General features: G+C 69.7%; 20 protein-coding genes. 7 read left to right on the top strand and 13 right to left on the bottom strand.

All coding sequences use genetic code 11. From position 1 onward, the window contains the following. Nucleotides 1-189: 189 nt before the first annotated feature. Nucleotides 190-1,089: a sulfurtransferase gene (locus tag ON33_RS05370; RefSeq protein ID WP_040855867.1), complete on the bottom strand. Its 900-nt coding sequence runs from the start codon at nt 1,087-1,089 to the stop codon at nt 190-192. A gap of 273 nt (nt 1,090-1,362) precedes the next feature. On the opposite strand from ON33_RS05370, the gene ON33_RS05365 reads away from it, so the two are divergent. Beyond that, nucleotides 1,363-2,079 (top strand): helix-turn-helix transcriptional regulator, encoded by a 717-nt coding sequence (locus tag ON33_RS05365; RefSeq protein ID WP_245550308.1) that lies wholly within the window; start codon nt 1,363-1,365, stop codon nt 2,077-2,079. Here the strand turns inward: ON33_RS05365 and ON33_RS05360 are convergent. From ON33_RS05360 to ON33_RS05335, 6 genes are all read right to left on the bottom strand, one after another. Beyond that, entirely contained in the window at nt 2,023-2,664 is a 642-nt protein-coding gene (locus ON33_RS05360; RefSeq protein ID WP_040855784.1) for a Maf family protein, read from the bottom strand. The genes ON33_RS05365 and ON33_RS05360 overlap by 57 nt on opposite strands. A 6-nt stretch (nt 2,665-2,670) precedes the next feature. Further along, the gene (locus ON33_RS05355) at nt 2,671-3,105 is read right to left on the bottom strand and encodes an acyl-CoA carboxylase subunit epsilon (protein ID WP_245550307.1); all 435 of its coding nucleotides are present in this window, start codon (nt 3,103-3,105) and stop codon (nt 2,671-2,673) included. A 95-nt stretch (nt 3,106-3,200) separates the two neighbouring features. Beyond that, nucleotides 3,201-4,838 carry an acyl-CoA carboxylase subunit beta gene (locus tag ON33_RS05350; RefSeq protein WP_040855783.1) on the bottom strand — a complete coding sequence of 546 codons (1,638 nt, stop codon included), beginning with the start codon at nt 4,836-4,838 and terminating at the stop codon, nt 3,201-3,203. Between the two features lie 246 nt (nt 4,839-5,084). Next, complete coding sequence (locus ON33_RS43905) at nt 5,085-6,266, bottom strand: YVTN family beta-propeller repeat protein (RefSeq protein WP_169336777.1); 1,182 nt, start codon at nt 6,264-6,266, stop codon at nt 5,085-5,087. A 176-nt stretch (nt 6,267-6,442) separates the two neighbouring features. Beyond that, nucleotides 6,443-7,783, bottom strand: a complete 1,341-nt coding sequence (lat, locus tag ON33_RS05340) for an L-lysine 6-transaminase (RefSeq protein ID WP_083868611.1) — start codon at nt 7,781-7,783, stop codon at nt 6,443-6,445. Nucleotides 7,784-7,884: 101 nt separating this feature from the next. Further along, nucleotides 7,885-8,337, bottom strand: coding sequence for an Lrp/AsnC family transcriptional regulator (locus ON33_RS05335; RefSeq protein ID WP_040855781.1), 453 nt, complete (start codon nt 8,335-8,337; stop codon nt 7,885-7,887). Nucleotides 8,338-8,395: 58 nt separating this feature from the next. On the opposite strand from ON33_RS05335, the gene amaB reads away from it, so the two are divergent. After that, entirely contained in the window at nt 8,396-9,925 is a 1,530-nt protein-coding gene (gene amaB, locus ON33_RS05330) for an L-piperidine-6-carboxylate dehydrogenase (protein ID WP_040855779.1), read from the top strand. A gap of 9 nt (nt 9,926-9,934) precedes the next feature. Here amaB and ON33_RS05325 read toward each other — a convergent pair whose 3' ends face one another. Then, nucleotides 9,935-10,780 carry an SDR family oxidoreductase gene (locus ON33_RS05325; RefSeq protein ID WP_040855777.1) on the bottom strand — a complete coding sequence of 282 codons (846 nt, stop codon included), beginning with the start codon at nt 10,778-10,780 and terminating at the stop codon, nt 9,935-9,937. Continuing rightward, nucleotides 10,777-11,736: a patatin-like phospholipase family protein gene (locus tag ON33_RS05320; protein WP_040855853.1), complete on the bottom strand. Its 960-nt coding sequence runs from the start codon at nt 11,734-11,736 to the stop codon at nt 10,777-10,779. The genes ON33_RS05325 and ON33_RS05320 overlap by 4 nt, the downstream gene beginning before the upstream one ends. Nucleotides 11,737-11,805: 69 nt before the next feature. On the opposite strand from ON33_RS05320, the gene ON33_RS05315 reads away from it, so the two are divergent. Further along, nucleotides 11,806-12,408 carry a TetR/AcrR family transcriptional regulator gene (locus tag ON33_RS05315; RefSeq protein ID WP_040855775.1) on the top strand — a complete coding sequence of 201 codons (603 nt, stop codon included), beginning with the start codon at nt 11,806-11,808 and terminating at the stop codon, nt 12,406-12,408. On the opposite strand, the gene ON33_RS05310 is transcribed toward ON33_RS05315, so the two are convergent. Further along, nucleotides 12,409-12,954, bottom strand: coding sequence for a histidine phosphatase family protein (locus ON33_RS05310; protein WP_040855773.1), 546 nt, complete (start codon nt 12,952-12,954; stop codon nt 12,409-12,411). It lies immediately after the preceding gene. 144 nt (nt 12,955-13,098) lie between these two features. On the opposite strand from ON33_RS05310, the gene ON33_RS05305 reads away from it, so the two are divergent. The 3 genes from ON33_RS05305 (at nt 13,099) to ON33_RS05295 (ending at nt 19,380) form a co-directional block, all read left to right on the top strand. Beyond that, the gene (locus ON33_RS05305) at nt 13,099-17,832 is read left to right on the top strand and encodes an ATP-dependent helicase (protein ID WP_040855772.1); all 4,734 of its coding nucleotides are present in this window, start codon (nt 13,099-13,101) and stop codon (nt 17,830-17,832) included. Between the two features lie 47 nt (nt 17,833-17,879). Next, on the top strand, nt 17,880-18,647 hold the full coding sequence (locus ON33_RS05300) for a DNA-formamidopyrimidine glycosylase family protein (protein WP_040855770.1): 768 nt from the start codon (nt 17,880-17,882) through the stop codon (nt 18,645-18,647). 94 nt (nt 18,648-18,741) lie between these two features. After that, complete coding sequence (locus ON33_RS05295; RefSeq protein ID WP_040855768.1) at nt 18,742-19,380, top strand: NADPH-dependent F420 reductase; 639 nt, start codon at nt 18,742-18,744, stop codon at nt 19,378-19,380. Here ON33_RS05295 and glpD read toward each other — a convergent pair. Further along, nucleotides 19,362-21,101 carry a glycerol-3-phosphate dehydrogenase gene (gene glpD, locus ON33_RS05290; protein ID WP_040855766.1) on the bottom strand — a complete coding sequence of 580 codons (1,740 nt, stop codon included), beginning with the start codon at nt 21,099-21,101 and terminating at the stop codon, nt 19,362-19,364. The genes ON33_RS05295 and glpD overlap by 19 nt on opposite strands. Before the next feature lie 82 nt (nt 21,102-21,183). Between glpD and glpK the strand changes: the two genes are divergently transcribed. Beyond that, complete coding sequence (glpK, locus tag ON33_RS05285) at nt 21,184-22,680, top strand: glycerol kinase GlpK (protein ID WP_040855765.1); 1,497 nt, start codon at nt 21,184-21,186, stop codon at nt 22,678-22,680. Here glpK and ON33_RS05280 read toward each other — a convergent pair. Then, on the bottom strand, nt 22,665-23,846 hold the full coding sequence (locus tag ON33_RS05280; protein WP_040855763.1) for an aminotransferase-like domain-containing protein: 1,182 nt from the start codon (nt 23,844-23,846) through the stop codon (nt 22,665-22,667). The two genes, glpK and ON33_RS05280, sit on opposite strands and share 16 nt — an antisense overlap. 150 nt (nt 23,847-23,996) lie before the next feature. After that, entirely contained in the window at nt 23,997-25,205 is a 1,209-nt protein-coding gene (locus tag ON33_RS37955) for a DUF8176 domain-containing protein (protein WP_051151665.1), read from the bottom strand. Nucleotides 25,206-25,269 lie beyond the last annotated feature (64 nt).

The raw sequence follows: 25,269 nt of genomic DNA, 5'->3' as shown, positions 1-25,269 counted from the left end.
GTGCTCTGGATACTTTCGTCTGTCGGCAGTGTAGGCATCGTGCCAACAATCACCGAACCGAGGATAGGGCTACCGGAGAGTAGGCCCGAAGAGTGAGCAATGCGACTCTCGGACCCGTCTTTTTAGAACCTGTTCTACCAGACTCTCCCGAGACCTTCTCCTGTGAATCTCCCGGGAGGGGACCGGGCGTTACGAACTTGCCACGACCACCGGCACCACGCCCGGTTCCGCGCCGATCACGATGGGTGCGCCGACGGCGTTCGCCCACTCGGTCCAGGAACCGTCGTAGTTGCGCACACCGTGCACACCCAGCAGATACGTCAGCACGAACCAGGTCAGCGCGGAACGCTCGCCCACCCGCGAGTAGACCAGCGGCGCGACGCCGGTGATCACCGCGCCATAGATGACATCGAGCTCGGCGCGCGGGCGGAAACGGGCGTCCGCGCCTACCGAGGAGGTCCACGGAATATTGACCGCGGTGGGAATGTGACCCGCGCGCAGCGCCTGCTCCTCGGGGCGATCGAGAACGACCAGCTCCCCGGTGTACTCGTCGAACGCGCGCGCGTCGATGAGCGGCCCGCCGAAGTGCGCGAGCACGTCCTGCCGGAACGCACGGGCCGACTTGTCGTCGCGATCGGCCACCGGATACTCGCCCAGCCCGGCCGCCGGCACCTCGAAGGTGGTGTCGCGGGCCTCGGAGATCCAGGCGTCGCGGCCACCGTCCAGCAGGCGCACGTCCTCGTGACCGAAAAGGGAGAACACCCACAGGGTGGCGGCCGCGGTGCCATTGGATTTGTCGCCGTAGATGACGACGGTGTCGTCGCGTTCGATGCCCTTGACCCGCATGAGGTTCGCGAAGGCCACCCCGTCGACGACATCGCGGGTGAGGGGATCGATCAGCTCGCTCCGCCAGTCGATCTTGATGGCCCCCGGGACATGCCCGATGTCGTATAGCAATATGTCTTCGTTGGACTCGATGATCTTGAGTCCCGGCGTGCCGATGTTTGCCGACAGCCACTCTGTGGTTACTAGTCGGTGAGGATGTGCGTAGGAGCCGAATGAGTGGTGCGGATCCGGAACGACGGGCACGTTGTGGTCCTTCACGCGTGGTGGGTTAGGCATTGGCGGTTCGAATCTCGACACCGATCGTAGGCATGTGGCGGTTACGTAACTCGTTTCAGATCACGAATCGGATGATTGAGCGAATTAAGCGCAGCTTCATCCGATAAAGTCTCTCGAGAGGAGGGGTGAGCTATGTCCGATTCTTGGCCGCGACGGCGACTGCTTGCGATCCTACGTGGCGCCAGCGAGCCTCTCGACGCCCAGGAACTGGCACGTGTCACCGGACAGCATGTGACTACGGTGCGTTTCCATTTGGACGTCCTCACCCGGGAATCGCTGGTTCGCCAATTTCAGCAACCCCCGCGCGGCCGCGGTCGCCCGCGCATCGGCTATACCGCCGTACAGCGATCTGTCGGTTATCAGGAATTGGCGCAGGTGCTGGCCGATCAGCTGGGCAGCGATCCGCGCCGCCGCTCCGATGCCGCCATCTCGGCCGGCCGCGCCTGGGGCGCGAAACTCGAATCCGTGGACCAGCCCGTCGAAACGCTCGACGACGCCAAGGACCTCACCGTCACCCTGATGTCGGAGCTCGGCTTCGCCCCCGAACGCGACCCGGCCGGCGACACCGAGGAATCGGCCCTGATCCACATGACCGCCTGTCCGCTGCGCGAACTGGCCCGCACCCACTCCGAGGTGGTGTGCGGCGTGCACCTGGGACTCATGCGAGAAGTCCTGGACCGCAACGGCGGTCGCGAGAGCGTGAACGTGCGCCTGCACCCGTTCGTGGAACCCGAACTGTGCGTGGCGCGTCTGGAACTGCTACAGGCCCGCGGCGAGGCCGGGTCCGAGCCGGATCGGGCCGAATCCGGCGAGCCGCGCCTGGCGCCGTCGACCAGCCGTGTCGCACCGCAATTGCGGACCACCACGGAACCTCAGCTGCGCACCACGAACGAGCAGCAGCTACGCGGGGCTACCGACCCACAGCTGCGCGATACCGACGCCTACTTCGGCCAGTAGCCGGCGCACGAGCGGCAGTCCGATACCGATCACACTCGACGGATCGCCGTCGATCTTGTCCACGAACCAGCCGCCCAGGCCGTCCAGGGTGAAAGATCCGGCCACCTGCAGCGGCTCACCGGTCGCGATATACGCGTCGAGCTCATCGGGTTCCGGCTTGGCGAAATGCACGGTGGTGGAGCTGCAGTCGGCGGCCTCGCCGGAGATCTCACCGGCGATCAGGCGCAGCACGCAGTGCCCGGTGAGCAGATCGGCGCTCCGCCCGGCCATCTCGGCCCAGCGCGCGCGAGCGAGCTCGGCAGTCAGTGGTTTGCCCTGCAGTACGCCGTCCACGAGCAGCATCGAATCGCAGCCCACCACAACAGAATCGGCGAAAGCGGGGTCGGCCGCCAGCTGACCGGCGATCTCACGCGCCTTGGCGCGGGCCAGTTCGATGACGACACGATCGGGTGCGGTATCCGCGGGCAGTGCCGCGGCCACCACATCCTCGTCCACGTGGGACACCCGGACGACCGGTTCGACGCCCGCGTTGCGCAGGACGCCGAGCCGAGCCGGAGATTGAGACGCTAGTACGAAGACGGTCACAGGCCGTCAGTCGCGCTGGTGCGACAGCGCCGGAAATGCGTAGGGCGAGAAGGGCGAGGAACCACGGTGCAGCAGGGTCGGAACACCCCACATGTCGGCGGGCCCATTGTCGGCCGGTGCGGCGGCGGCGCTCGCGGACGCGGCGGCGAACACGCTGAGCAGGGCGGCCAGCTCGAAGTCGGTCGGGTTCCCCTTCAGGACCCGGATGACCGGTTCGGTGTTCGAAGATGCGACGTCGGCGACGGCCGTATCGATCGCGTCCGCCAGTTCGTCGACGCCTGCTAGATCCAGTTCGGCGGCGCGCAGCACTTCTTCATCGGCCATGGTCGTCACAGCGCCAGTCCTCCTGTCCGTTCGCCGCAGGGTGTGCGGCGCGTTCGTGGCCGGTGAATGTCCGGGCCGCAAACGGTATTCGATACAACCCTCGACGGCGAGGGTCATTCCTGAACATCTTCACTCGGATGGGGCGATCGTGCGCGGTACGAGTCCTTTGTCCTATTCGACAGTGTGCGCCCCATACCGCGCATATCGCATCATCAGAGCGGAATGTTGCCGTGCTTCTTCGGCGGCAGGGACACCATCTTGCGCTCCAGCAGCCGCAGCGCCGAGACGATCTGGCCGCGGGTGTGCGAGGGCGGGATGACGGCGTCGACATAGCCGCGCTCGGCCGCCACATACGGGTTCACGAGGGTGTCCTCGTACTCGTTCTGCAGCTCGAGGCGCAGAGCGTCGACGTCGTTGCCCTCGGCGGCCGCGTTCTGCAGCTGCTTGCGGTAGACGAAACCGACCGCTCCGGAAGCACCCATGACCGCGATCTGAGCGGTCGGCCACGCCAGGTTCACGTCGGCGCCCATGTGCTTGGAACCCATGACGTCGTAGGCGCCGCCGTAGGCCTTGCGAGTGATGATTGTGATCTTGCCCACAGTGGCCTCACCGTAGGCGTAGAGCAGCTTGGCGCCGCGCCGGATGATGCCGTTGTACTCCTGGCCGGTGCCGGGCAGGAAGCCGGGCACGTCCACCAGGGTGATGATCGGGACGTTGAAGGCGTCGCAGGTGCGCACGAAGCGCGCGGCCTTCTCGGAGGCGTCGATGTCGAGGCAGCCGGCGAACTGCGAGGGCTGGTTGGCGACGAAACCGACGCTGCGACCGTCGATCCGGGCGAAGCCGACGATCACGTTCATCGCGCGCTCGGCCTGGACCTCGAGGAACTCCTCGTCGTCCACCAGACGCTTGATGACCTCGTGCATGTCGTAGGGCTGGTTCGGGGAGTCCGGGACGATGGTGTCCAGCTCGAGGTCGGCCTCGGTGAGGTTCTCCTCGATGGCGCCCGCGGCGGCGGTGGCCGGGAAGCGGGGGGCCTCGGCGCGGTTGTTGCTGGGCAGGTAGCCCAGCAGGTCGCGGACGTAGTCCAGGGCGTCCTGCTCGCCGGAGGCGACATAGTGCGCGACACCGGACTTCACCATGTGGGTGTGGGCGCCGCCCAACTCCTCCATGGTGACCTCTTCGCCGGTGACGGTCTTGATGACGTCCGGACCGGTGACGAACATCTGCGAGGTCTGGTCGACCATGACCACGAAGTCGGTCAGCGCGGGCGAGTAGACGTGACCACCGGCGGCCGGGCCCATGATCAGCGAGATCTGCGGGATGACGCCCGAGGCCTGGATGTTGCGGTGGAAGATCTCGCCGTAGAGGCCCAGGGAGACGACGCCCTCCTGGATCCGCGCGCCGGCGCCCTCGTTGATGCCGATCAGCGGGCGGCCGGTCTTGAGCGCCAGGTCCATGACCTTGACGATCTTCTCGCCGTAGACCTCGCCGAGGGAGCCACCGAAGACGGTGACGTCCTGGGAGAAGATGCAGACGTCGCGGCCGTCGATGGTGCCGTAGCCGGTGACCACGCCGTCGCCCAGCGGACGCTGGTTCTCCAGGCCGAAGTTCACGCTGCGGTGGCGGGCCAGGGCATCGAGTTCGACGAACGAGCCTTCGTCCAGCAGGGCGAGGATGCGCTCACGCGCGGTCATCTTGCCCTTGGCGTGGACCTTGTCGACCGCGGCCTCACCCATGGGGTGCTTGGCCTCTTCCAGCCGATTGCGCAGGTCAGCCAACTTGCCGGCGGTGGTGTGGATATCGGGGGCACCCGCCGGACCCGGCGAAGGCTGATGCTGGACACTCGTCATGACGGGGAGTGTAACCAGTACCAGACCCCCTTCGTAATCCAGACGGGGCTACTCGCGAGTACGGTTATTGACTACCCGCCAGTAGAAATCCGCAGGTAGAGCCCCCGATTCGGTCGCGGGACCAGGGCAACTCGAACGCTGTTCAATAGCGGATTCCCCCAGTCATCCCGGCCGGGTTTTGGCCGGGTCCACACACCGCGTTCGGGCGATTTTCGAGCCCTCGGAATCCTCGGAATGCGGAGGCGCTCAACGCATGACGCCGGTGTGGCCGGTCGAGTATCTGCCCGGTTGCGGCCAGATGGTGAGACCGTGCGCGCCGCGGCCGACGGGGATGCGGGCGAGCAGCTTCCACTCGACGATGTCGATGGCGTAGACCTCGCTGTGGTTGCGGCCGGACACCCAGAAGACACGCCCGTCGGCGGAGATATTTCCCATATCCGGACTGCCGCCGCCGGGGATCTCCCACTTGCTCGCCAGCTGCCCGGTCGCGAAGTCCAGCACCGAGATGCTGCCTTCGCCGCGGTTGGTGATGAGCATCCGCTGGGAGTCACGGGTGACGTAGAGACCGTGGGTGCCGGCGCCGGTCGCGAGGAAGCCGGTGTTGTCGAAGGTCTTCGCGTCGAAGACATGGATGCCGCCGGCCATCATGTCGGCCACGTAGAAGGTGCGGCCGTCGGGTGCGAGCTTGACGTCCTGCGGCATGCCGGAGCGGCCGCCGGGCAGGTCGATCATGCGCTCCAGGCGCAGGCCCGCGATGTCGACGACGGCCATCCGCCCGCTGAACTCGCAGCTGACCAGGGCGGTGCGGCCGTCGGCGGTGAAGTCCATGTGGTTGACGCCCGGGCAGCCGGGAACCGCGATGTCGTGCAGCTTCGTCCAGTTGTGCGGGTCGTAGAAGTCGAGGGAGCGGTCGGCCTCGGCGACCACGAGGGCGTACTTCCCATCCGGGGTGAAGTACATGTTGTACGGATCGCGGACCGGGATCGGGTCGCCGGCCTTGCCGGTGCGGGGGTCGATGGGGAGCAGGCTGCCGCTGCCGATCGGCAGGTCGTTGTTGGCGTAGAGGGTCTGCATGTCGTAGGCGGGGACGACGTGCTGGGGTTCGCGGCCGCCGGCCGGGAAGGTGTCGATGATCTGGAAGCTGTCCGGGTCGATGACGGTGATGGTGTCGGATTCGCTGTTGGGGACGTAGACGCGGGTGGGCTGGCCGGCCACGGCGGGACTGAGTTCGCGGGTGGCCGCGTAGACGTCAGCGGGCGAGAGCGGCGGCGGCATGCCGGGTAACAGGTACGGGGCCGGAGCCGCCGCGACGGCCGGGGCCGCCGGGGGTGTGGTGGAGTGCGGCACGGTGCCGGCTTCACCACTCGAGCAACCGGACAGCACCACGATGGAGAGCAGCAGACCCAGACGTGCACCGCGCGCGATCACAGGGCGCACCGTGCCATGCCGGCAGTGCGGTGAGCTGACATGTCGCCGAATAATAGGCGGCGACATGGTGGTTCGCGGCGGGATTGCCGAGTATCGCGTCACGCCACGCGCTTCGGACAAAGGCGACTATCGAGAAAACACGGACAACCCGGACCGTTGCCGGTCCGGGTTGCGGCTCAATCCAATACGCGTGCGAGCGCGTCCACGGCCTCGTCCAGCTCCGCCCTGGTTACCGTCAGCGGCGGCCGGAAGCGGATGCCGCGTTCACCGGTGCCGAGGATCAGGACGCGCTCCTCTTCCCGCAGCCGGTTCACCACGTCGTCACGGAGCTCCGGGGTCGCGAGGGTGATGGCGCACATCAGCCCGCGGCCGCGCGGATCGGTGACTTCCGCATGGGCGGTGGACAATTCGGTCAGCCGGGTGAGCAGGTACGGGCCCAGTTCGCGGGCGCGGCCCACCAGATCCTCGTGCTCGATCACCTCGAAGACGCGGCGGGCCCGGACCATGTCGGCCAGGTTGCCGCCCCAGGTGGAGTTCAGGCGCGAGCCGACGTGGAAGACGTTGTCGGGCACCTCGTCCACCCGGCCACCCGCCATGATGCCGCAGACCTGGGTCTTCTTACCGAAGGCGACCACGTCGGGCGCGAGACCGAGCTGCTGGTAGGCCCATGTGCTGCCGGTCATGCCGACGCCGGTCTGCACCTCGTCGAGGATGAACAGCGCGTCGTGTTCGTGGCAGAGGTCCTGGATCGCGCGCAGGAACTCCGGGCGCAGATGCCGGTCGCCGCCCTCGCCCTGGATGGGTTCGGCAATGAAACACGCTATGTCGTAGGGGTTTTCGGCGAAGGCGCGGCGGGCCTGGTCGAGGGCGTGCCGTTCGGCGGCCTCGATGTCGGGGTGATCGGGTCCGGTGTACGGGGTGTCGATGCGCGGCCAGTCGAACGTGGGGAAGCGCGCGGTCTTGACCGGGTCGGTGTTGGTGAGCGAGAGCGTGTAGCCGGTGCGGCCGTGGAAGGCGCCGGTCAGGTGGAGCACCTTGGTGCCGAGTTCGGCTGGGCGCCCGTGCATTTCGTTGTGGCGGGACTTCCAGTCGAAGGCGGCCTTGAGGGCGTTCTCGACGGCGAGGGCGCCGCCGTCGATGAAGAACAGGTGCGGTAGCCGCGGGTCGCCGAGCACGCGCACGAAAGTGTCTACGAAGCGCGCCATTTCGACGGTGTAGATGTCGGAGTTGCTGGGCTTGTTGAGCGCGGCGGTGGTGAGGCCGGCCAGAAAGTGCTTGTCGCCCAGCAGGGCCGGGTGGTTCATGCCCAGCGTGGAGGATGCGAAGAAGCCGAACATGTCCAGGTACGCGGTGCCGTCGCGGGCGTCCACGAGCCGGCGGCCACGGGATTCACTCAGGTCCAGTACCAGGTCGAAGCCATCGGCGAGAATGCTCGCCGACAGGATCTCATGCACCCGGGCGGGGGTGACAAGGGTGGTTTCGGCAGCCGCCCCGAGCCGATCGAGTTCGAGGGTCACACCACCCAGCGTAAATGAACTTTTACGGCAAGGCCCACAAGTTCCGGAATAATTACGTCCGTGACTGGGTCGACACGCGAATGTGTGCGGCCGTGGCGCGGCTACTTGTCATAGAATGTCTGCAGAATGATGGTGCTACGCGTCCTGACATTGGCCGTCGCGCGGATCTCCTGCAGCAACTGCTCCAGGTGCCTGGGCGAGGCCACCCGCACCATCAGCATGTAGCTCTCATCGCCGGCGACCGAATGACAGGCTTCGATACCCGGAATGTGCTGCAGCAGTGCGGGTGCGTCATCGGGTTGCGAGGGGTCGAGAGGAGTGATCGCGACGAAAGCCGACAGCATCTGGCCCAGCGCCTCGGGGTCGACATTCGCGGTGTAGCCGCGGATCACGCCCCGCGCCTCGAGCCGCCGCACCCGAGACTGCACCGCGGACACCGAAAGGTTGGCCTTCTCGGCCAGATTGGACAGGGTGGCGCGGCCATCGGCGATCAGCTCACGGATCAGCAGTCGATCGATGTCGTCGAGTACAAGTTTCGCCGGTGTATCCGCCATCAGCGAAGGCTAACGCAGCGAACCGAACTCGGTGACGGAACCCAACCTGGAGCATGTAATGAGTCACGCACTGACCGACGGGGCGACCCGTGAGCTTCGTGAGCGCACGGAGAAGCTGCTGCAACGGCTCGGGGTAGACACGCCCGAACCGGGTGAACTCTCGGCGCGCACCCCGATCACCGGCGGTGAGCTGATCACGCTGCGCGCGAGCGATTCCGCCGCGGTGGACGCCGCCATCGCGCGCGCCGAGACCGCCTTCCGAAGCTGGCGCACGGTGCCGGCGCCGCAGCGGGCCGCGGTGGTGCGGCGGCTGGCCGCGCTGCTCTCCGCGCACCAGGACGAGCTGGGCGAACTGGTCACCCTGGAGGCGGGCAAGATCGGCGCGGAGGCGCGCGGCGAGGTCCAGGAGATGATCGACATCTGCGAGTTCGCGATCGGGCTGTCGCGGCAGCTCTACGGGCGGACCATGCCGTCGGAGCGGCCCGGGCACCGGCTCATGGAGACCTGGCATCCGCTCGGGGTGGTCGGGGTGATCTCGGCGTTCAACTTCCCAGTGGCGGTGTGGGCGTGGAATACCGCGGTCGCCCTGGTGTGCGGGGACACTGTGGTCTGGAAGCCGTCGGAGGCGACGCCACTGACCGCGCTCGCGTGCCACGCGCTGCTGCGCCGGGCGGCGCGGGAGGTGGGCGCGGATCCCGAAGTGCACCAGCTGATTCAGGGTCCGGCGGCGATCGGCGAACAGCTGGTGGACGATGCGCGCGTGGCGCTGGTGAGCGCGACCGGTTCGGTGCGGATGGGACGGCAGGTCGCGCCACGGGTGGCGGCGCGGTTCGGGCGCTGCCTGCTGGAACTGGGCGGCAACAACGCGGCGATCGTGACCCCGTCGGCGGATCTCGAACTGGCCACGCGGGGAATCGTTTTCGCGGCCGCTGGGACCGCGGGTCAGCGCTGCACGACGCTGCGTCGGCTGATCGCGCACGTGGATGTGGCTGCGCCGCTGCTGGATCGGATCTCGACGGCTTACCGCCAACTGCGCGTGGGCAATCCGCTGGAGGAGGGCGTTCTCGTCGGGCCGCTCATCAACGAGCGGGCCTACGACGGTATGCGGGCGGCGCTGGAGCGGGCGCTGGCCGACGGCGGTGAACTGGTCTGCGGTGGCGAGCGAGTCGAGGGGCCGGGCGAGAACGCCTTCTATGTTCGGCCCGCCGTGGTGCGCATGCCCGCGCAGACCGCGGTGGTGCGGGAGGAGACCTTCGCGCCGATCCTCTACGTGCTCGGCTATCGCGATCTGGATACCGCCATCGAGCTGCACAACGCTGTGCCGCAGGGACTTTCGTCGTCGATCTTCACCCGGGACCAGCGAGAGGCGGAGCGTTTCCTGGCCGCGGACGGCTCGGACTGCGGCATCGCCAATGTCAATATCGGCACCTCGGGGGCCGAGATCGGCGGCGCGTTCGGCGGTGAGAAGCAGACGGGCGGCGGCCGGGAATCCGGGTCGGATTCCTGGAAGGCGTACATGCGCCGGGCCACCAACACCGTCAACTACTCCACCGAACTGCCACTGGCGCAGGGCATTCGGTTCGAGTGACCGGGCCGGCTACTCGTCGGCGCCGATGGCGCGCACCTGCTCCTCGTAGCGAGAGCGCAGCTGCTCGTCGGCCGGGTGCAGTGCCCGGTCGCCGTTGAAGAGCCTGCGCACCAGGCGAACCGCGGGCTCGGGCGCTGCGGCCAGGGCGACATCGATGGGGCCAAGGAAGTTCGGGACGGCGACCTCGGCGCGGCGGGTACGCACCGTGCCGAGCACTGCTACGGCCACGTCCTCCGGGTCGACGGTGGGCATGCCGCCGCCCAGGGCCAGGCCCGAGGACAGGCGGGTGCGCACGGCCGACGGCATGACGCAGCTGACGCTGACGCCACGCGGCGCGAACTCCAGACGCGTCGCGGCCGAGAGGCCCACGGCCGCGAACTTGCTGGCGTTGTAGACGGCCAGGCCCGGGATCGGGATCTTCCCGGCCAGCGAGGCCACGTTCACCACGTGCCCGCGGCCGCGCTCGATCATGCCGGGGACGACGGCGCGCATGCCGTGGATGAGACCCCAGACATTGACGTCCATGGTGGTGTGGCCCACCGTGTCCGGTTCGTCGAGGAAGGCGCCGGCGGGCATGACGCCCGCATTGTTGACCAGGATGTCGACAGGGCCGAAGTCGGCCACGACCTTGTCCCACCGGGTGCGGTCGCGCACGTCGAGCTCGAAAGCCCTGGCGTCCAGGGCAGCCGCGGCGGCCCGGGCGGCGGCGGTGTCCACGTCGGCGATGGCGACCCGGGCGCCCCTTCTCGCGAACAGCTCGGCGGTGCACTGCCCGATTCCGCGGCCCGCGCCGGTGATCAGGACCCGGGCGCCGCGCAATTCGATGGCGGGGTAGTCGTTTCCGAAGATGCTCATCTGAACTCTCCCTGCTCGACCTGGCGGCGGGTGCTGCCCAGGCTGTGTTCGAAGGTGTCGAGGCGGCGGCGGCCGTCCATGAAGTTCGGGCCCATGACCGCGAGATCCTCGGCTGTGGCGTCGACGCGCAGCACCCGCACGCCGCCGGCGCGCAGCAGGGCGATCTCGGCATCGAGCTTCTCGCTCATACGGTTTCGCAGCTGGCGCTCGAGGAAGTGGCCGGGGCCGGTGACGGGCAGGCGGCCGGTGGAGGCCATGGGGGCGAGCACCACGACCTCGTCGAGCCCGGCCGGGATGAGCAGGTCGGCCGAGGCGGTGGAGGCCGCGCCGCCGTCGATGAAGTGCCGGCCCGCGATCGGGACGGCCGGGAACCAGCCGGGAACCGCCCACGAAGCCCGCAGCGCCGCACCGAGATTCGCGTCCGGCGCCGACGGGGAGCCGAAGGCCACTCGCTCACCGCTGGCATTGTCCATGGCCACCAGCCAGGTCGCCGGGTGCTGGACCCAGTCCCGGCCAGGGTTCAGGCGTTCGGCCAGTCGCTGGAGCCAGGCCGGGTCGCCGGCCCCCTGGGGCAGCAACCCGCTGCCCGCGGTGAGCAGGGCATGACCATTTCCGGGACGGGCCAGCAGTTCCCGGACCGCACGACCGGGCGCGCCCAGGCCGGGACGCGGCAGCGGCGGGAATCGCCCCGGCTCCGAACGCATGTGGGCGGTGAGGATCGGATCGGCGGAGGTGCCGCGCTGCATGGCGACCAGCTCGTCCACGCCGATGCCGCTGCCCAGCATGGTCAGCGCCTCCGCGCCCGCCGAGGTGCCGATCATGACGTCGGCCGTGCGCGGATCCCAGTCGAGCACGTTCTGTACCGCGGCGAGGGCGGCGACGATCCAGGCCATACCGACGGTGCCGCCGCAGCCGATGGCGAGGCCACGTCGCGGTGATCCGTTCCCGTTACTCATGGTTTCGCACACTAGCAGTATTCACATACCGTCGGTATCCCAAATCCTGGAGTACATAGAATCGTCGCCATGGCACGACTGACCAGGACCGAGAGCCAGGCGCGCACCCGCGCCGACCTGCTCGCCACCGCGCGCGAGATGTTCCTGACGGACGGGTACGCCAAGACCAGCCTGGAACGGGTCGCCGAGGAGGCCGGGTACTCCAAGGGCGCGGTCTACTCGAACTTCCGGACCAAATCAGCGCTCTGCCTCGAGGTGCTGGCGCTCATTCACGAGACCAAGTTCGGGGAGGTCAGCGAGCTGCTCGCGGGCGAGGACACGCTCGAGGCCCGGCTCGACCGGTTCCAGGACTGGGCCGAGCGCACCCTCGGCGACGTCGGCTGGACCATGCTGGAATTCGAGTTCGCCATCGTGGCCCGTGACGATCCGGCGCTGCAGGCCGCGCTGGTGTCGAGCCTGAGCCTGGTGAGGGGCACGGTCGCCGCCCAGCTGCAATCGCTGGCCGATTCCATGGGCATGCGCCTGCCGATGCCGGCCGGCGACGCGGCCACCGCGGTGCTGGGTCTCGGTCTGGGACTTGGCATTCAGCGTGCCATCGACCCGAGCCTGCCGGCCCGGCTGATCACCGACGCCGTGCGCGCCATGCTCATCGCGAGTGGCAGCGCGAGCTGATCACGAACTGAAGTGCAGGGTCCATTCACCGCGATAGTGCAGCCGGGTGACGCTCACGGGCGGAACATCGATGCGCCAGAACGACTTCGCGGGCGCGTCGAGGGTGACCAGAAGGGCGGCGCGAACCACCGCCGGGTGGGTGACGGCGATGGTGGGTTCGCCGTCGAGGGCGATATCGGCGAGCCATTCCCCGGTGCGCTCGATGACGTCGACCACCGCCTCGCCGCCGTGACCGCGGAAGCCGGGGTCGGTGAGCCAGAGGTAGAGGTCTTCCTTCGGCACGGACATGAGTTCGCCGCCGCGCCAGGCCCCCGCGTCGAGATCGCGTAGTCGGTCGTCCTCGTCGCCCGTGAGTCCCATGAGGGTGGCGGTTTCGATGGTGCGGCGCTCGGGGGCGGTGACGACCCGGGCGGCGCTCAGGCGGCCGCAGGCGGAGACGGCGCGGCGGCCCGCTTCCGTCAGGGGTTCGTCGACCGGGAATCGTGCTTTGCGCATCGCCTCGGTCATACCGTGACTGACCAGGTCGAGTCGGAGCACCTTCTGCACGGTCCGAAGCCTACGCGCGGCGCTGGAGGGCGTATCACGATTGCCCGCCCTTCGCTCCCGCACCGGCCACGGGTGCCGCGACCTCGGCCGGAAGCGGCCCGGGCAGGCGGAGTCTTGTCGGTGTGCGGGTGCAGACTGGGGGTCATGGATCGGTTCTCACCCGCCACCCGAGAGTGGTTCGACGGTGCGTTCCCCGCGCCGACGGCCGCGCAACTCGGGGCGTGGGAGTCGATCGCGGCCGGGCAGCACACGCTGGTCATCGCGCCCACCGGGTCGGGCAAAACGCTGTCGGCGTTCCTGTGGGCCATCAACCGGCTGGCCACCCGGGAACCGGCCGAGGGGCCGCGCAAGACATCGGTGCTCTACATCTCGCCGCTCAAGGCGCTGGCCGTGGACGTGGAGCGGAACCTGCGGGCGCCGCTGGTGGGGATCACACAGACGGCCAAGCGGCTGGGCGTGGCCGCGCCGGAGATCCGGGTGGGGGTGCGCTCGGGTGACACCAGCGCCTCGGATCGGCGCAGCATGCAGCGCACGCCGCCGGACATTCTGATCACTACGCCGGAATCGCTGTTCCTCATGCTGACCTCGGCGGCACGGGAGACGTTGAGCGCGGTGCACACGGTGATCGTGGACGAGGTGCACGCCATCGCGGGCTCGAAACGCGGTGCGCACCTGGCGCTTTCATTGGCGCGACTGGACCGCCTGTGCTCCGCCTCCCCGCGCTTCGAACGGCCCGCCCAGCGGATCGGGCTGTCGGCGACGGTGCGGCCGCCGGAGGAGGTGGGGCGGTTCCTGGTCGGGAGCGCGCCCATCAGCATTGTCGCGCCACCCGCGCCCAAGACCTTCGATCTGTCGGTGCGGGTGCCGGTGGCCGACATGACCGAACCCGATGCGGGCGCGGAGGATTCGGATCAGCCGGGCTCGATCTGGCCGCACGTGGACGAGGCCATCGTGGATCTGGTGCTCGAGCATCGCTCGTCCATCGTGTTCGCGAATTCGCGGCGCCTGTCCGAGCGGCTCACGGCGCGGCTCAACGAGGCGTATGCCGCGCGCATCGGGGAGACGGTAGAGACCGAGCACGCCCCGCCCGCGCAGCTGGGCGCGTCCACGGAGGTGATCCACGGTGCCACCACACTGCTCGCGCGCGCCCACCACGGGTCGGTGAGCAAGGAGCAGCGCGCGCTCATCGAGGACGACCTGAAGAGCGGGCGGCTGCGCTGCGTGGTGGCGACCAGCAGCCTCGAGCTCGGCATCGACATGGGCGCGGTGGATCTGGTGGTGCAGGTGGAGGCGCCGCCGTCGGTGGCCTCCGGATTGCAGCGGGTGGGACGGGCCGGCCATCAGGTGGGCGAGATCTCGCGGGGCGTGATCTTTCCGAAGCACCGGACCGATGTCATCCACTGCGCGGTGGCATCGCAGCGCATGACGGCCGGGCAGATCGAGCGACTGCGGGTGCCCGCGCATCCGCTGGACATTCTCGCCCAGCAGACGGTGGCGGCCTGCGCGCTGGAACCCCTCGACGCCGACGACTGGTTCGAGACCGTGCGCGGCACGGGAAGCTATGCGGGGCTGCCGCGTTCGGCCTATGAGTCGGTCTTGGATCTGCTGGCGGGCCGCTACCCCTCCGACGAATTCGCCGAACTGCGGCCGCGCATCGTGTGGGATCGCGACGCGGGGACGCTGACCGGCCGGCCGGGCGCGCAACGGCTGGCGGTGACCTCGGGCGGCGCGATTCCCGATCGCGGCCTGTTCCCGGTGTTCATGGTGGGCGAGAAGGCCTCCCGGGTCGGGGAACTCGACGAGGAGATGGTCTACGAGTCCCGGGTCGGGGACGTCTTCGCCCTGGGCGCGACCAGCTGGCGGATCGAGGAGATCACCTTCGACCGGGTGCTGGTGACGCCGGCCTTCGGCCTGCCGGGCCGGCTTCCCTTCTGGCACGGCGATTCGCTCGGACGCCCGGCCGAATTGGGTGCGGCCCTGGGCGAATTCGTGCGGCACGCCGGGCAGGAGGTCGAGAAGACCGCGCGCTCGAAGAAGTCCGCACCGGACTCGGAGGTCGAAACCGTCGCCCTGCAGGGCGGATTGGACGAGAACGCGACGGCGAACCTGGTGGCGCTGCTCGCCGAGCAGCGGGAGGCCACCGGGCAGCTGCCGACCGACAAGACCCTGGTGGTGGAGCGGTTCCGGGACGAACTGGGCGACTGGCGGGTGGTGCTGCACTCGCCCTACGGGCTTCCGGTGCACGCGCCGTGGGCGCTGGCGGTCGCGGCCCGGCTGCGCGAGCGGTTCGGGGTGGACGCCGCGCCCACGCCGTCGGACGACGGGATCGTGGTGCGTCTGCCGGACACCACCGACGATCCGCCGGGGGCCGAGCTGTTCGTATTCGAGACCGATGAGATCGACGATCTGGTGACCGAACAGGTCGGCGGCTCCGCGCTTTTCGCGTCGCGGTTCCGGGAGTGCGCGGCGCGGGCGCTGCTGCTGCCGCGGCGGGATCCGGGCAAGCGCGCGCCGCTGTGGCAGCAGCGGCAGCGGGCGGCACAGCTGCTGGACGTGGCGCGCAAGTTCCCCGAGTTCCCGATCCTGCTGGAGACCGTGCGGGAGTGCCTGCAGGACGTCTACGACCTGCCGTCGCTGCGGGACCTGCTGGGCCGGGTGGCGCGCCGGCAGATCCGGCTGGTCGAGGTGGAGACGGCCGCGCCCTCGCCGTTCGCGAATTCGCTGCTCTTCGACTACATCGGGCAGTTCATGTACGAGGGCGACAGCCCGCTCGCCGAACGCCGGGCGGCCGCGCTGTCCCTGGATTCCAGCCTGCTGGCCGAACTGCTGGGCCGGGTCGAGCTGCGGGAGCTGCTCGATGCCGGGGTGCTGGAGCAGACCGAGCGGGAACTGCAGCGGCTCACACCCGAACGGCAGGCGCGGGATATGGAGGGGCTGGCCGATCTGCTGCGGCTGCTGGGTCCGCTGACGGCGGAGGAGGCCGCCGAGCGGTGCGTGGCCGAACCGCGGGAGTGGTTCGCCGAACTGGTGAAATCGCGCCGGGCACTGGAGGTTTCCTTCGCGGGGGCGCAGTGGTGGGTGGCCATCGAGGACGCGTCGCGGCTGCGGGACGCCCTCGGCGTGCCGCTGCCCATCGGGGTTCCGGCGGCCTTCATCGAACCGGTCGCCGATCCGCTGGGCGATCTGGTCGGCCGCTACGCGCGCACGCACGGGCCGTTCACCCTCACCCAGGCGGCGCATCGCTTCGGGCTCGGCCCGGCGGTGGCGGCCACCGCGCTGCACCGGCTCGCGCTCGAGAAGCGCGTGGTGGAGGGCGAATTCACGCCCGGGGCGGCGGGCGCGGAGTGGTGCGACAGTGAGGTGCTGCGCCGCCTGCGCCGACGCTCGCTGGCCGCCGCCCGCAAGGAGGTGGAACCGGTCGCGACCGCCGCGCTGGGCCGCTTCCTGCCGTCCTGGCAGCATGTGGGCAGCGGGGAGCTGCGCGGCGTGGACGGTGTCGCCGCTGTGGTGGAACAGCTTGCGGGCGTGCCGATCCCGGCTTCGGCCTGGGAGTCGCTGATCCTGCCGCTGCGGGTGCGCGACTACGCCCCCGCCATGCTGGACGAGCTCATGGCGACCGGCGAGGTGATCTGGTCCGGGCACGGGTCGATCACCGCCAAGGACGGCTGGATCGCCCTGCATCCCGCGGAGCAGGCCGGGCTGACGCTGCCGCCGCCCGACGACATCGATCTGACGGAGCGGCACATCGGAGTGCTGACGACGTTGGGGGCCACCGTGATCGGCGGCACCGTCGGCACGGGCCCGGGCTCCGGAGGAACCGCCGGCTCCACGAACACCGGAACCACCGTGGGCCTCGGCAACTTCGACGGCGGGGGCTCGGGGCCGCTCGGCATCGCGCTGCCGAAAGGCGAGTATCAGGTCGTGCCGGGCAATACCGGCGGCGCGTACTTCTTCCGGCAGCTGCTCGACAGCGCCGGCTCCGAGGACGAGGCCGCCGTGACCGCCGCGCTGTGGGATCTGGTGTGGGCCGGGCACATCGGCGGCGACACCTTCGCTCCCGTACGCGCCCTGCTGGCCGGCACCGCCCGCACCACCACCGCGCACCGGACGCCGCGCCGCACCCCGCGCGGGCGCATGTACCTGCCGCGCACCGGCATGCCCGCCCGCACCGCGTCACCACAGGTGTCGGGCCGCTGGTCGCTGCTGCCGGAACGGGTGGCCGACACCACGATTCGCGCCCACGCCACCGCCGACGTACTGCTGGAGCGGTACGGGGTGCTGACTCGCGGCTCGGTGCAGAGCGAGGGCGTGCCGGGCGGTTTCGCGCTCATGTACCGGGTGCTGACCGAGTTCGAGGATCGCGGCCGCTGCCGGCGCGGGTACTTCGTGGATTCCCTGGGCGGCGCGCAGTTCTCGACCACCGATGTGGTGGACCGCCTGCGTTCCTTCGACACCGATCGCACGCGCGCGGCGGGCGACGGCTTCTCGCACGAGCCGGTCGGCGCCGCGGTCGCGCTGGCGGCCTGTGATCCGGCGAACCCGTACGGCGCGGCGCTGCCCTGGCCCAAGGCGGCCGCCGAGGGTGCGGGACACCGCCCGGGTCGCAAGGCGGGTGCGCTGGTGGTCCTGGTCGGCGGTGAACTCACGCTGTATCTGGAGCGGGGCGGCAAGACCCTGCTCACCTTCACCGAGGACCCGGCGGTGCGGACCGCGGCGGCCACCGCCCTGGCCGGGCTGGTCCACGACCGCCGGGTGGACTCGCTGGTCATCGACCGGGTGAACGGGGAGTCGGTGCACGGCAACACCTTCGCGGGTTTCCTCACCGAGGCCGGGTTCGCGGCGACGCCGAAGGGCTTCCGGCTACGGAGCCGCCCGTGAGCCGCGGGGGTCGTCCGTGAACCCGCAGCAGCCGCCCGTGAGCCCGCATGCCTGAGGGCGATGCCGTCTTCCTCACCGCCAACCGCCTCCGAAAGGCGTTGGCGGGCAAGGTGCTGACCCGCAGCGACTTCCGGGTGCCGCGCTACGCGACGCTCGATCTGGCGGGCCGGGAGGTCGAGAGCGTCGGCACCTACGGCAAGCACCTGTTCGTCCGCACCGCGGACCTGAGCATCCACACGCACCTGAGGATGGAGGGCGAGTGGCGGGTCTACGCGCCCGGACAGCGCTGGACCAGGCCGGGTTTCACCGCCCGGCTGGTGCTGGCCACCGCCGACGCGGAGGCGGTCGGCTTCTCGCTGGGCCTGGTCGAGGTGCTCCGGCGGGCCGAGGAGCGCACCGCGACCGATCATCTCGGTCCCGACCTGCTCGGCCCGGACTGGGATCCCGCCGAGGCGGTCCGCCGCCTGTCCGCCGACCCCGACCGGCCGATCGGCCTGGCGCTGCTCGACCAGACCAACTTGGCCGGCATCGGCAATATCTACCGCAGTGAGATCTGCTTCCTGCGCCGGGTCCACCCCGCCGCCCCGGTCGGCGCGATCGAGGACCTGCCCGCCCTGGTCGACGAGGCGCACCGCGTGCTGGTCAAGGCCGCGCACGAGCCGCCCTGGCGCGCACTGGCTTACGGCCGCCAGCGCCGCCCCTGCCCCCGGTGCGGCACCAGCCTGGTCGTCCATCTGCTCGGTGACGACGCGCACGCCGGCCGGGCCGAACGCGGCATCTACTTCTGTCCCCGCTGTCAGCCGCCCCACCGCTGACGGCCCCCGTGGCCCGATTTTTCACGTGCGCGGCACGATTCGTCGCTGCCGAAATGCGTTCGCGTGCCCGGTTTCCGGGCCTAGGGTTGCGGGCATGAGAATCGCAATCCTGGGCACCGGGGCGGTCGGGCGGACATTGTCGGCGCGGTTGGTGGAACTGGGACATGACGTGGTGATCGGGACACGGGATGTCGAGGCCACGATGGGGCGGTCGGAGGAGCCGTTCCCGGCGCCGCTGGCCGCCGCGGCCGCGGCGGCCGCCGGGGCGGAGTTGATCATCAATGCGACGGCGGGGCAGGCCAGCGTGGCCGCGCTGTCCGGGGCGGGGGCGGTGCATCTGGCGGGCAAGGTGGTGGTGGACCTCTCGAATCCGCTGGACTTCTCCCAGGGCCTCCCGCCGTTCCTCACGATCTGCAATACGGATTCGGTCGGCGAGCAGGTGCAGCGGGCGTTCCCCGAGGCGCGGGTGGTGAAGACGCTCAATACGGTGACCGCCGAGCTGATGGCGCACCCGGACCGGGTGGCGGGCGGCGAGCACACCATCTTCGTCTCCGGTAACGACGCCGAGGCCAAGGAGACGGTGAGCGGCCTGCTGCGCGAGTTCGGCTGGCACGACATCATCGACCTCGGCGACATCAGCACCGCCCGCGGCACCGAGATGATGTTGCCGTTGTGGGTGCGGCTGATGGGCGCTCTGGGCACCACCGAGTTCAACTACAGGCTGGTGCGCTGACCCGGGTCCCGCACCTGCCGCCGGGCCTCCGGGGCCTCCAGGCGCAGGGCGTCGGCGGAGGCGTCGTCGGGCTGGGTCTGGGATTCGATCTCGGCCCGGACCCGGGCGGTGTAGACCTCCACCTCGCGCAGGATGTCGGCCTCGGACCAGCCCAGCACCGGGGCCACCAGCCGCGCCACCTCGTCGGCGGAATCGACGCCGCGGTGGGCGTATTCGATGGAGATGCGGGTGCGGCGGGCCAGGATGTCGTCCAGGTGCAGGGCGGCCTCGGCGGCGGCCGCGTAGACGGCCTCCACCCGAAGGTAGCCCGGTGAGTCCGTGATCGCCTGCAGCAGTTCGGGTTTGCCGTCGGCCAGGCCGAGCACCTCGTCGATGAGCGAGCCGTAGCGGTTGAGCAGATGCTGGATCCGGTACGGGTGGACGCCGTATTTCTCGGCCAGGTGCGGGGTCTGGTTCATCAGCGCGTGGTAGCCGTCCGCGCCGAGGAGGGGCACCTTCTCGGTGATGGTGGGCGGCACGCGCCGCGGAATATCCTGTGCCGCTTCGTCGACCGCGTCGTAGGCCATGACCCGGTAGGTGGTGTACTTGCCGCCGGCGATGGCGACCAGGCCGGGGGCGATGCGGGCCACCGCGTGTTCCCGGGAGAGCTTGGAGGTCTCGTCGCTCTCCCCCGCGAGCAGCGGCCGCAGGCCCGCGTAGACGCCGGTGATGTCGCCGGTGGTGAGCGGGGTGACCAGCACCTTGTTGACGTGTTCGAGCAAGTAGTCGATATCGCATTTGGTGGCGGCCGGGTGCGCGAGGTCGAGGTTCCAGTCGGTGTCGGTGGTGCCGATGATCCAGTGGTCGGTGCTCCAGGCAATGACGAAGAGCACGGACTTCTCGGTGCGCAGGATGAGCGAGGTGTCGCTGGCGATGCGGTCGCGCGGGACCACGATGTGCACACCCTTTGACGCGCGCACATGGAATCGGCCGCGTTGCTGTGCGAGCGACTGGATTTCGTCGGTCCACACGCCGGTGGCGTTGATGACGACACTGCCGCGTACCTCGCAGGTGCGGCCGTCCTCGGTGTCGCGCACCTTGATTCCGACCACCCGGTCCGCCTCCCTGAGGAAGCCGGTCACCCGGGTCGAAGTACGGATGACCGCGCCGTAGTGGGCGGCGGTGCGGGCCACGGTCATGGTGTGGCGGGCGTCGTCGACCACGGTGTCGTAGTAGTTCACGCCGCCGGTGAGAGCGTCCCGCTTGAGGCCGGGCGCCTGGCGCAGCGCTGCCGAGCGGGTCAGATGATGCTGTCCGGGAACCGATTTCGCGCCGCCCATGGTGTCGTAGAGCACCAGCCCGGCGGTCACATAGGGGCGTTCCCAGCCGAGGCGGGTGAGCGGGTAGAGGAATTTCAGCGGCTTCACCAGGTGCGGCGCCAGCGTGGACAGGGCCAGCTCGCGTTCCCGGAGAGCCTCACGGACCAGTCCGAATTCCATCATCTCCAGGTAGCGCAGGCCACCGTGGAACATCTTGGATGACCGGCTGGACGTGCCCGCGGCCAGATCCCGCGCCTCGACCAGGGCGACCTCCAGACCGCGGGTCGCGGCATCGAGGGCGATGCCCGCGCCGACCACGCCGCCACCGATCACGATGACGTCGAAGGTGTCCTTGCCGAGCCGTCCCCAGGCAGCCTCGCGCTGCTCGGGGCCGAGGAACTGCGATCGCGGTTGATTCGTCATGCGAGACTCCTCCGGGCTAATTTTCGGCTACCCAGCGCTACCGTAGCCCACAGCCATAGGTCCGGTCGGTTAGCCTCGATCAATGCGTCGCTATGTGGCCGCCATCGATCAGGGCACGACGTCGAGTCGCTGCATCATCTTCGATCATCAGGGCCGAATCGCCGGAGTCGCTCAGCGGGAACACGAACAGATCTTCCCGCGGCCCGGATGGGTGGAGCACGATCCCGAATCCATTTGGCGCAATACCGAATCGGTGATCGCCGACGCCTTGCGGAGCTGCGACATCGGCGCCGCGGAGGTGGCCGCCGCCGGTATCACCAATCAGCGGGAGACCACCGTGGTCTGGGAGCGCGCGACGGGCAAGCCCATTCACCACGCCCTCGTCTGGCAGGACACCCGCACCGCCGATCTGACCGTGCAGCTCGCCGGCGACCAGGGCCCGAACCGCTACGCCGCCCGCACCGGCCTGCCGCTGTCCACCTACTTCGCCGGGCCGAAGCTGCGCTGGATCCTCGATACCGTGCCCGGTGCGCGGCAGCGGGCCGAGGCCGGGGAACTGTGTTTCGGAACCATGGACAGCTGGATCCTGTGGAACCTGACCGGACTGCACATCACCGACGTCACCAATGCCTCGCGCACCATGCTGATGGATCTGCGCACGCTGCAATGGGATCCGGCGATCTGCGCCGAATTCGGCGTGCCCATGGCCATGCTGCCCGAAATCCGCAGCAGCTCGGAGGTTTACGCGCCCATCACCACGGGCGCGCTCGCGGGGGTACCCGTGGCGGGCATTCTCGGCGACCAGCAGGCCGCCACCTTCGGTCAGGCCTGCCTGTCCCCCGGAGACACCAAGAACACCTACGGCACCGGCAATTTCATGCTCATGAACACCGGCACCACCCCGGTCTTCAGTGCGCACGGGCTGCTCACCACCGTCTGCTACCGCCTCGGCGAGCAGCCGGCGGTCTACGCGCTGGAGGGTTCCATCGCGGTGACCGGCTCGCTGGTGCAGTGGCTGCGCGACAATCTGGGCATCATCTCCACCGCCGAGGAGATCGAACCGCTGGCCCGCACTGTCGCCGACAATGGCGGCGCGTACGTGGTCCCGGCGTTCTCCGGTCTGTTCGCCCCGCGCTGGCGGCCCGACGCGCGCGGTGTCGTGGCGGGCCTGACCCGCTTCGTCACCAAGGGCCATCTGGCCCGCGCCGTGCTGGAGGCCACCGCCTTTCAGACCCGCGAGGTCATCGACGCCATGCGCGCCGACGCCGACGCCCAGCGCCTGGACGTCGAGAAGGTGACCCTCAAGGTCGACGGCGGCATGGTGGTCAACGAACTGCTCATGCAGTTCCAGTCCGACATCCTCGACGCCACCGTGGTCCGGCCGGTCGTCACCGAGACCACGGCCCTGGGCGCGGCCTACGCGGCGGGTCTCGCGGTGGACTACTGGTCCTCCACCGAGGACATCCGCGCCAACTGGGCCGAGGACAAACGCTGGACCCCGGCCATGCCGGCCGCCGACCGCGACCGCCTGCTGAGCGAGTGGAACAAGGCGGTGGCGCGCACCTACGACTGGGCGTGAGCCTCGGCCAGCCGATCGACGGCTTCGGTCAGCGTCGCCTCGTCGGAGGTGGTGAAGCACAGCCGCATCGAGTGGGTGTAATCCGTGGAGACGGCGAAGGCGTTGCCCGGAACGTAGGCGACGCCCGCGTCGAGGGCACGCGGCAGCAGGGCGGAGGTGTCGGTGCCGTCGGTGAAGTCGACCCACACGAACATGCCGCCGGCGGCGTCGGTGCTGGACACCCGGTCGCCGAAGCGGGCGCGCATGGCGCCGACGAGAGCCTTGGCCCGGGTGCCGTAGACCTGACGGACCGAATCCACATGGGCGGCAAGCCACTCGGTGTCGGCGAGCAGGTCGGCGGTGATCTGCTGGGTGAGCGCCGAACCGCACAGGTCCGCGCCCTGCTTGAGCAGTTCCACCGCGCGGCAGACCTGCGTGGGCGCGATCATCCAGCCGGCGCGCAGGGTCGGCGCCAGGATCTTGGAGGCGCTGGAGAGGCGGATCGCGTTGGGCGAGTAGTTCGCCACCGGCGCGGGTGAGGGCTGGTCGAACCAGAGTTCGCCGTACGGGTCGTCCTCGATGATCCAGAAGCCGTACTGCTCGGCCAGCTTCGCGAGTTCACCGCGGCGCTCGGGACTCAGGGTGACCCCGCCCGGATTGTGGAAGTTGCTGACCGTGTGGACCACCGCGGGCCGCTCCCCCGCCGCCAGCAGCTCACGCAGGGCGTCCAGGCACATGCCCTCGGCGTCCAGGGGCACCGCCACGATGCGGGCACCGGCGGCCCGGAAGACCTGCAGCGCACCGACATACGCGGGATCTTCCACGACGACCAGCGCGCCCGGATCGAGCAGCACCTCCGACAGCAGCGACAGCGCCTGCTGCGAGCCGTGGGTCACGAAGATCTGCTCGACCGGGACCGCGCGGCCCAGCCGGCCGGACTCACGGGCGGCCAGCACCTCGCGCAGCGGACCCCAGCCCGGGGACTCGGTGTACTGGAGTCGGGAGCGGTCGGACAGCGCCGCGTCGGCGGCTACCGCGATGCGATCGCGGGGCATGAGTTCGGCGTCCGGCAAACCTCCGGCCAAGCTGATGATGTCCGCGCGCGAGGTGAGCTTGAGCAGGTCACGGATCGCCGAGCTCTGCAGGCCGTCGAGACGCCGTGCGAGGGGCGGGAAGGTCGCGGACATGAAACACCTCCGAAGGCGAGGCCGGGGTATGCGAAATTCCACCATGTCACACGGCTACCAGGATATGAAATCCCATTCCCAAATCATGGGACGAAATGTCCACTTCACCGCCGGTGGACCGGCCACCCGGACCCGAGAGGCCCAGGTCCGCTACTCGATCGACAGGATCAGGTGTTTACCGTCACGCACCGTGGTGGCGATGTGCTCGCCGTAGACGTCGGTGGTGCCGTCCGCGTGATGTTCGGTGATGTCCACGGTGTAGGACTCGGGCGCGATCTCCACGATCTTCAGGCAGTAGGTGGTGCCGGGCTTCAGCAGATCGATGCCCTTGTGCTGGATGACATCGGCGGGCTGCACCGTCGTCGCCTCGGGCACCACGAACGTGCGCGCCTTGGCGCCGTTGCGGTCCACGTAGAAGGCGTGCTCGAAGCCGAGAATCGCGTCCACGCCGCTGCCGTTGCCCCCCGCGCCGTTGCCGATGGTGAGCTTGCCGTCCTGCTTGGCCGGACAGCTCAGCGCGGCGTCGGTGGGCAGGGACGCGCCGACGGTGGTGGCGCCGGCGACCGAGGAATCGCTCTTGCCGCGGGTGATGGCGAAGACCGCACCGCCGGCCACCGCCAGCACGACGACCACCGCGCCCGCGATCAGCCCGATCCGGCGCCACGGCGGGCCCTCGGATTCCGGCTTGCTCTGCGGCACCGGGGTTTTCGGCGCCAGCGCCTTGGCGATCGGATCGTCGGCCCAGGACAGCGACTCCTCCTGGGCAGCAGCCGATTCCGACGGCGGCACGGGCGGGAAGCCGCTGGGCGCGGAGCGCCACCAGGAATCCGCGGGCCGGTCCGGCTCGGCGGTCTCGTCGTCGCCCGCCGAATTCCGTTCGACGGCCGCCGGATCGGCGCCGGCGGATCCGGCCGGCTCGGGGCCGCGCGGCGGGGTCGGCGCGTCCACGCCGGCCGCGTGCGACCCGCCAGGCGGGATTCTCACGGTCTGTTCGACATCCGCGGTACTCGCGGGCTCTCCGGTGGCGGCCACGGCCGGATACTGGCCCGTGGACATGCCGTTGACGGGCGGGTACTGACCGGTGACCGGCTGCCACGCGTCCGGCGCGCGGAACTGCGGCGGCGCGCCCGCGGGACGCCAGGCCAGATCGGGACTCTGCGGGCCGGGCGCGGGCATCCAGCCCGGGGCGTCGGCGGCGGGCGCGGGACCGAAGTCGTTCAGCGACGGGCCGAAATCATTGAGGGACGGCCCGAAATCGTTGAGCGAGGGCCCGAATCCGGAATCCGGCTGCCCGGTCGATTCCGGTCGCCCGCCCTCGGATACCTGACGGTCGGCGGATTCGTCCTTGCCCGAAACCATCACCCGTCCTTTCGCCACAGACACGTGGGGGCGGTCGCTCCCGACCGCCCCACGCGACAACGCT

This window comes from Nocardia niigatensis NBRC 100131 (assembly GCF_000308655.1).
Classification (GTDB): domain Bacteria; phylum Actinomycetota; class Actinomycetes; order Mycobacteriales; family Mycobacteriaceae; genus Nocardia; species Nocardia niigatensis.
This window is presented reverse-complemented; position numbering and strand designations above follow the sequence as displayed.

What these genes read in the sequence shown, in the direction of transcription:
- ON33_RS05355 (WP_245550307.1), bottom strand. Translation starts at nt 3,105, where the DNA reads ATGACCCTCGCCGTCGAGGGTTGTATCGAATACCGTTTGCGGCCCGGA.
- ON33_RS05350 (WP_040855783.1), bottom strand. Translation starts at nt 4,838, where the DNA reads ATGACGAGTGTCCAGCATCAGCCTTCGCCGGGTCCGGCGGGTGCCCCC.
- ON33_RS05335 (WP_040855781.1), bottom strand. Translation starts at nt 8,337, where the DNA reads ATGGCGGATACACCGGCGAAACTTGTACTCGACGACATCGATCGACTG.
- amaB (WP_040855779.1), top strand. Translation starts at nt 8,396, where the DNA reads ATGAGTCACGCACTGACCGACGGGGCGACCCGTGAGCTTCGTGAGCGC.
- ON33_RS05325 (WP_040855777.1), bottom strand. Translation starts at nt 10,780, where the DNA reads ATGAGCATCTTCGGAAACGACTACCCCGCCATCGAATTGCGCGGCGCC.
- ON33_RS05320 (WP_040855853.1), bottom strand. Translation starts at nt 11,736, where the DNA reads ATGAGTAACGGGAACGGATCACCGCGACGTGGCCTCGCCATCGGCTGC.
- ON33_RS05315 (WP_040855775.1), top strand. Translation starts at nt 11,806, where the DNA reads ATGGCACGACTGACCAGGACCGAGAGCCAGGCGCGCACCCGCGCCGAC.
- ON33_RS05305 (WP_040855772.1), top strand. Translation starts at nt 13,099, where the DNA reads ATGGATCGGTTCTCACCCGCCACCCGAGAGTGGTTCGACGGTGCGTTC.
- ON33_RS05300 (WP_040855770.1), top strand. Translation starts at nt 17,880, where the DNA reads ATGCCTGAGGGCGATGCCGTCTTCCTCACCGCCAACCGCCTCCGAAAG.
- ON33_RS05295 (WP_040855768.1), top strand. Translation starts at nt 18,742, where the DNA reads ATGAGAATCGCAATCCTGGGCACCGGGGCGGTCGGGCGGACATTGTCG.
- glpD (WP_040855766.1), bottom strand. Translation starts at nt 21,101, where the DNA reads ATGACGAATCAACCGCGATCGCAGTTCCTCGGCCCCGAGCAGCGCGAG.
- glpK (WP_040855765.1), top strand. Translation starts at nt 21,184, where the DNA reads ATGCGTCGCTATGTGGCCGCCATCGATCAGGGCACGACGTCGAGTCGC.
- ON33_RS05280 (WP_040855763.1), bottom strand. Translation starts at nt 23,846, where the DNA reads ATGTCCGCGACCTTCCCGCCCCTCGCACGGCGTCTCGACGGCCTGCAG.
- ON33_RS37955 (WP_051151665.1), bottom strand. Translation starts at nt 25,205, where the DNA reads ATGGTTTCGGGCAAGGACGAATCCGCCGACCGTCAGGTATCCGAGGGC.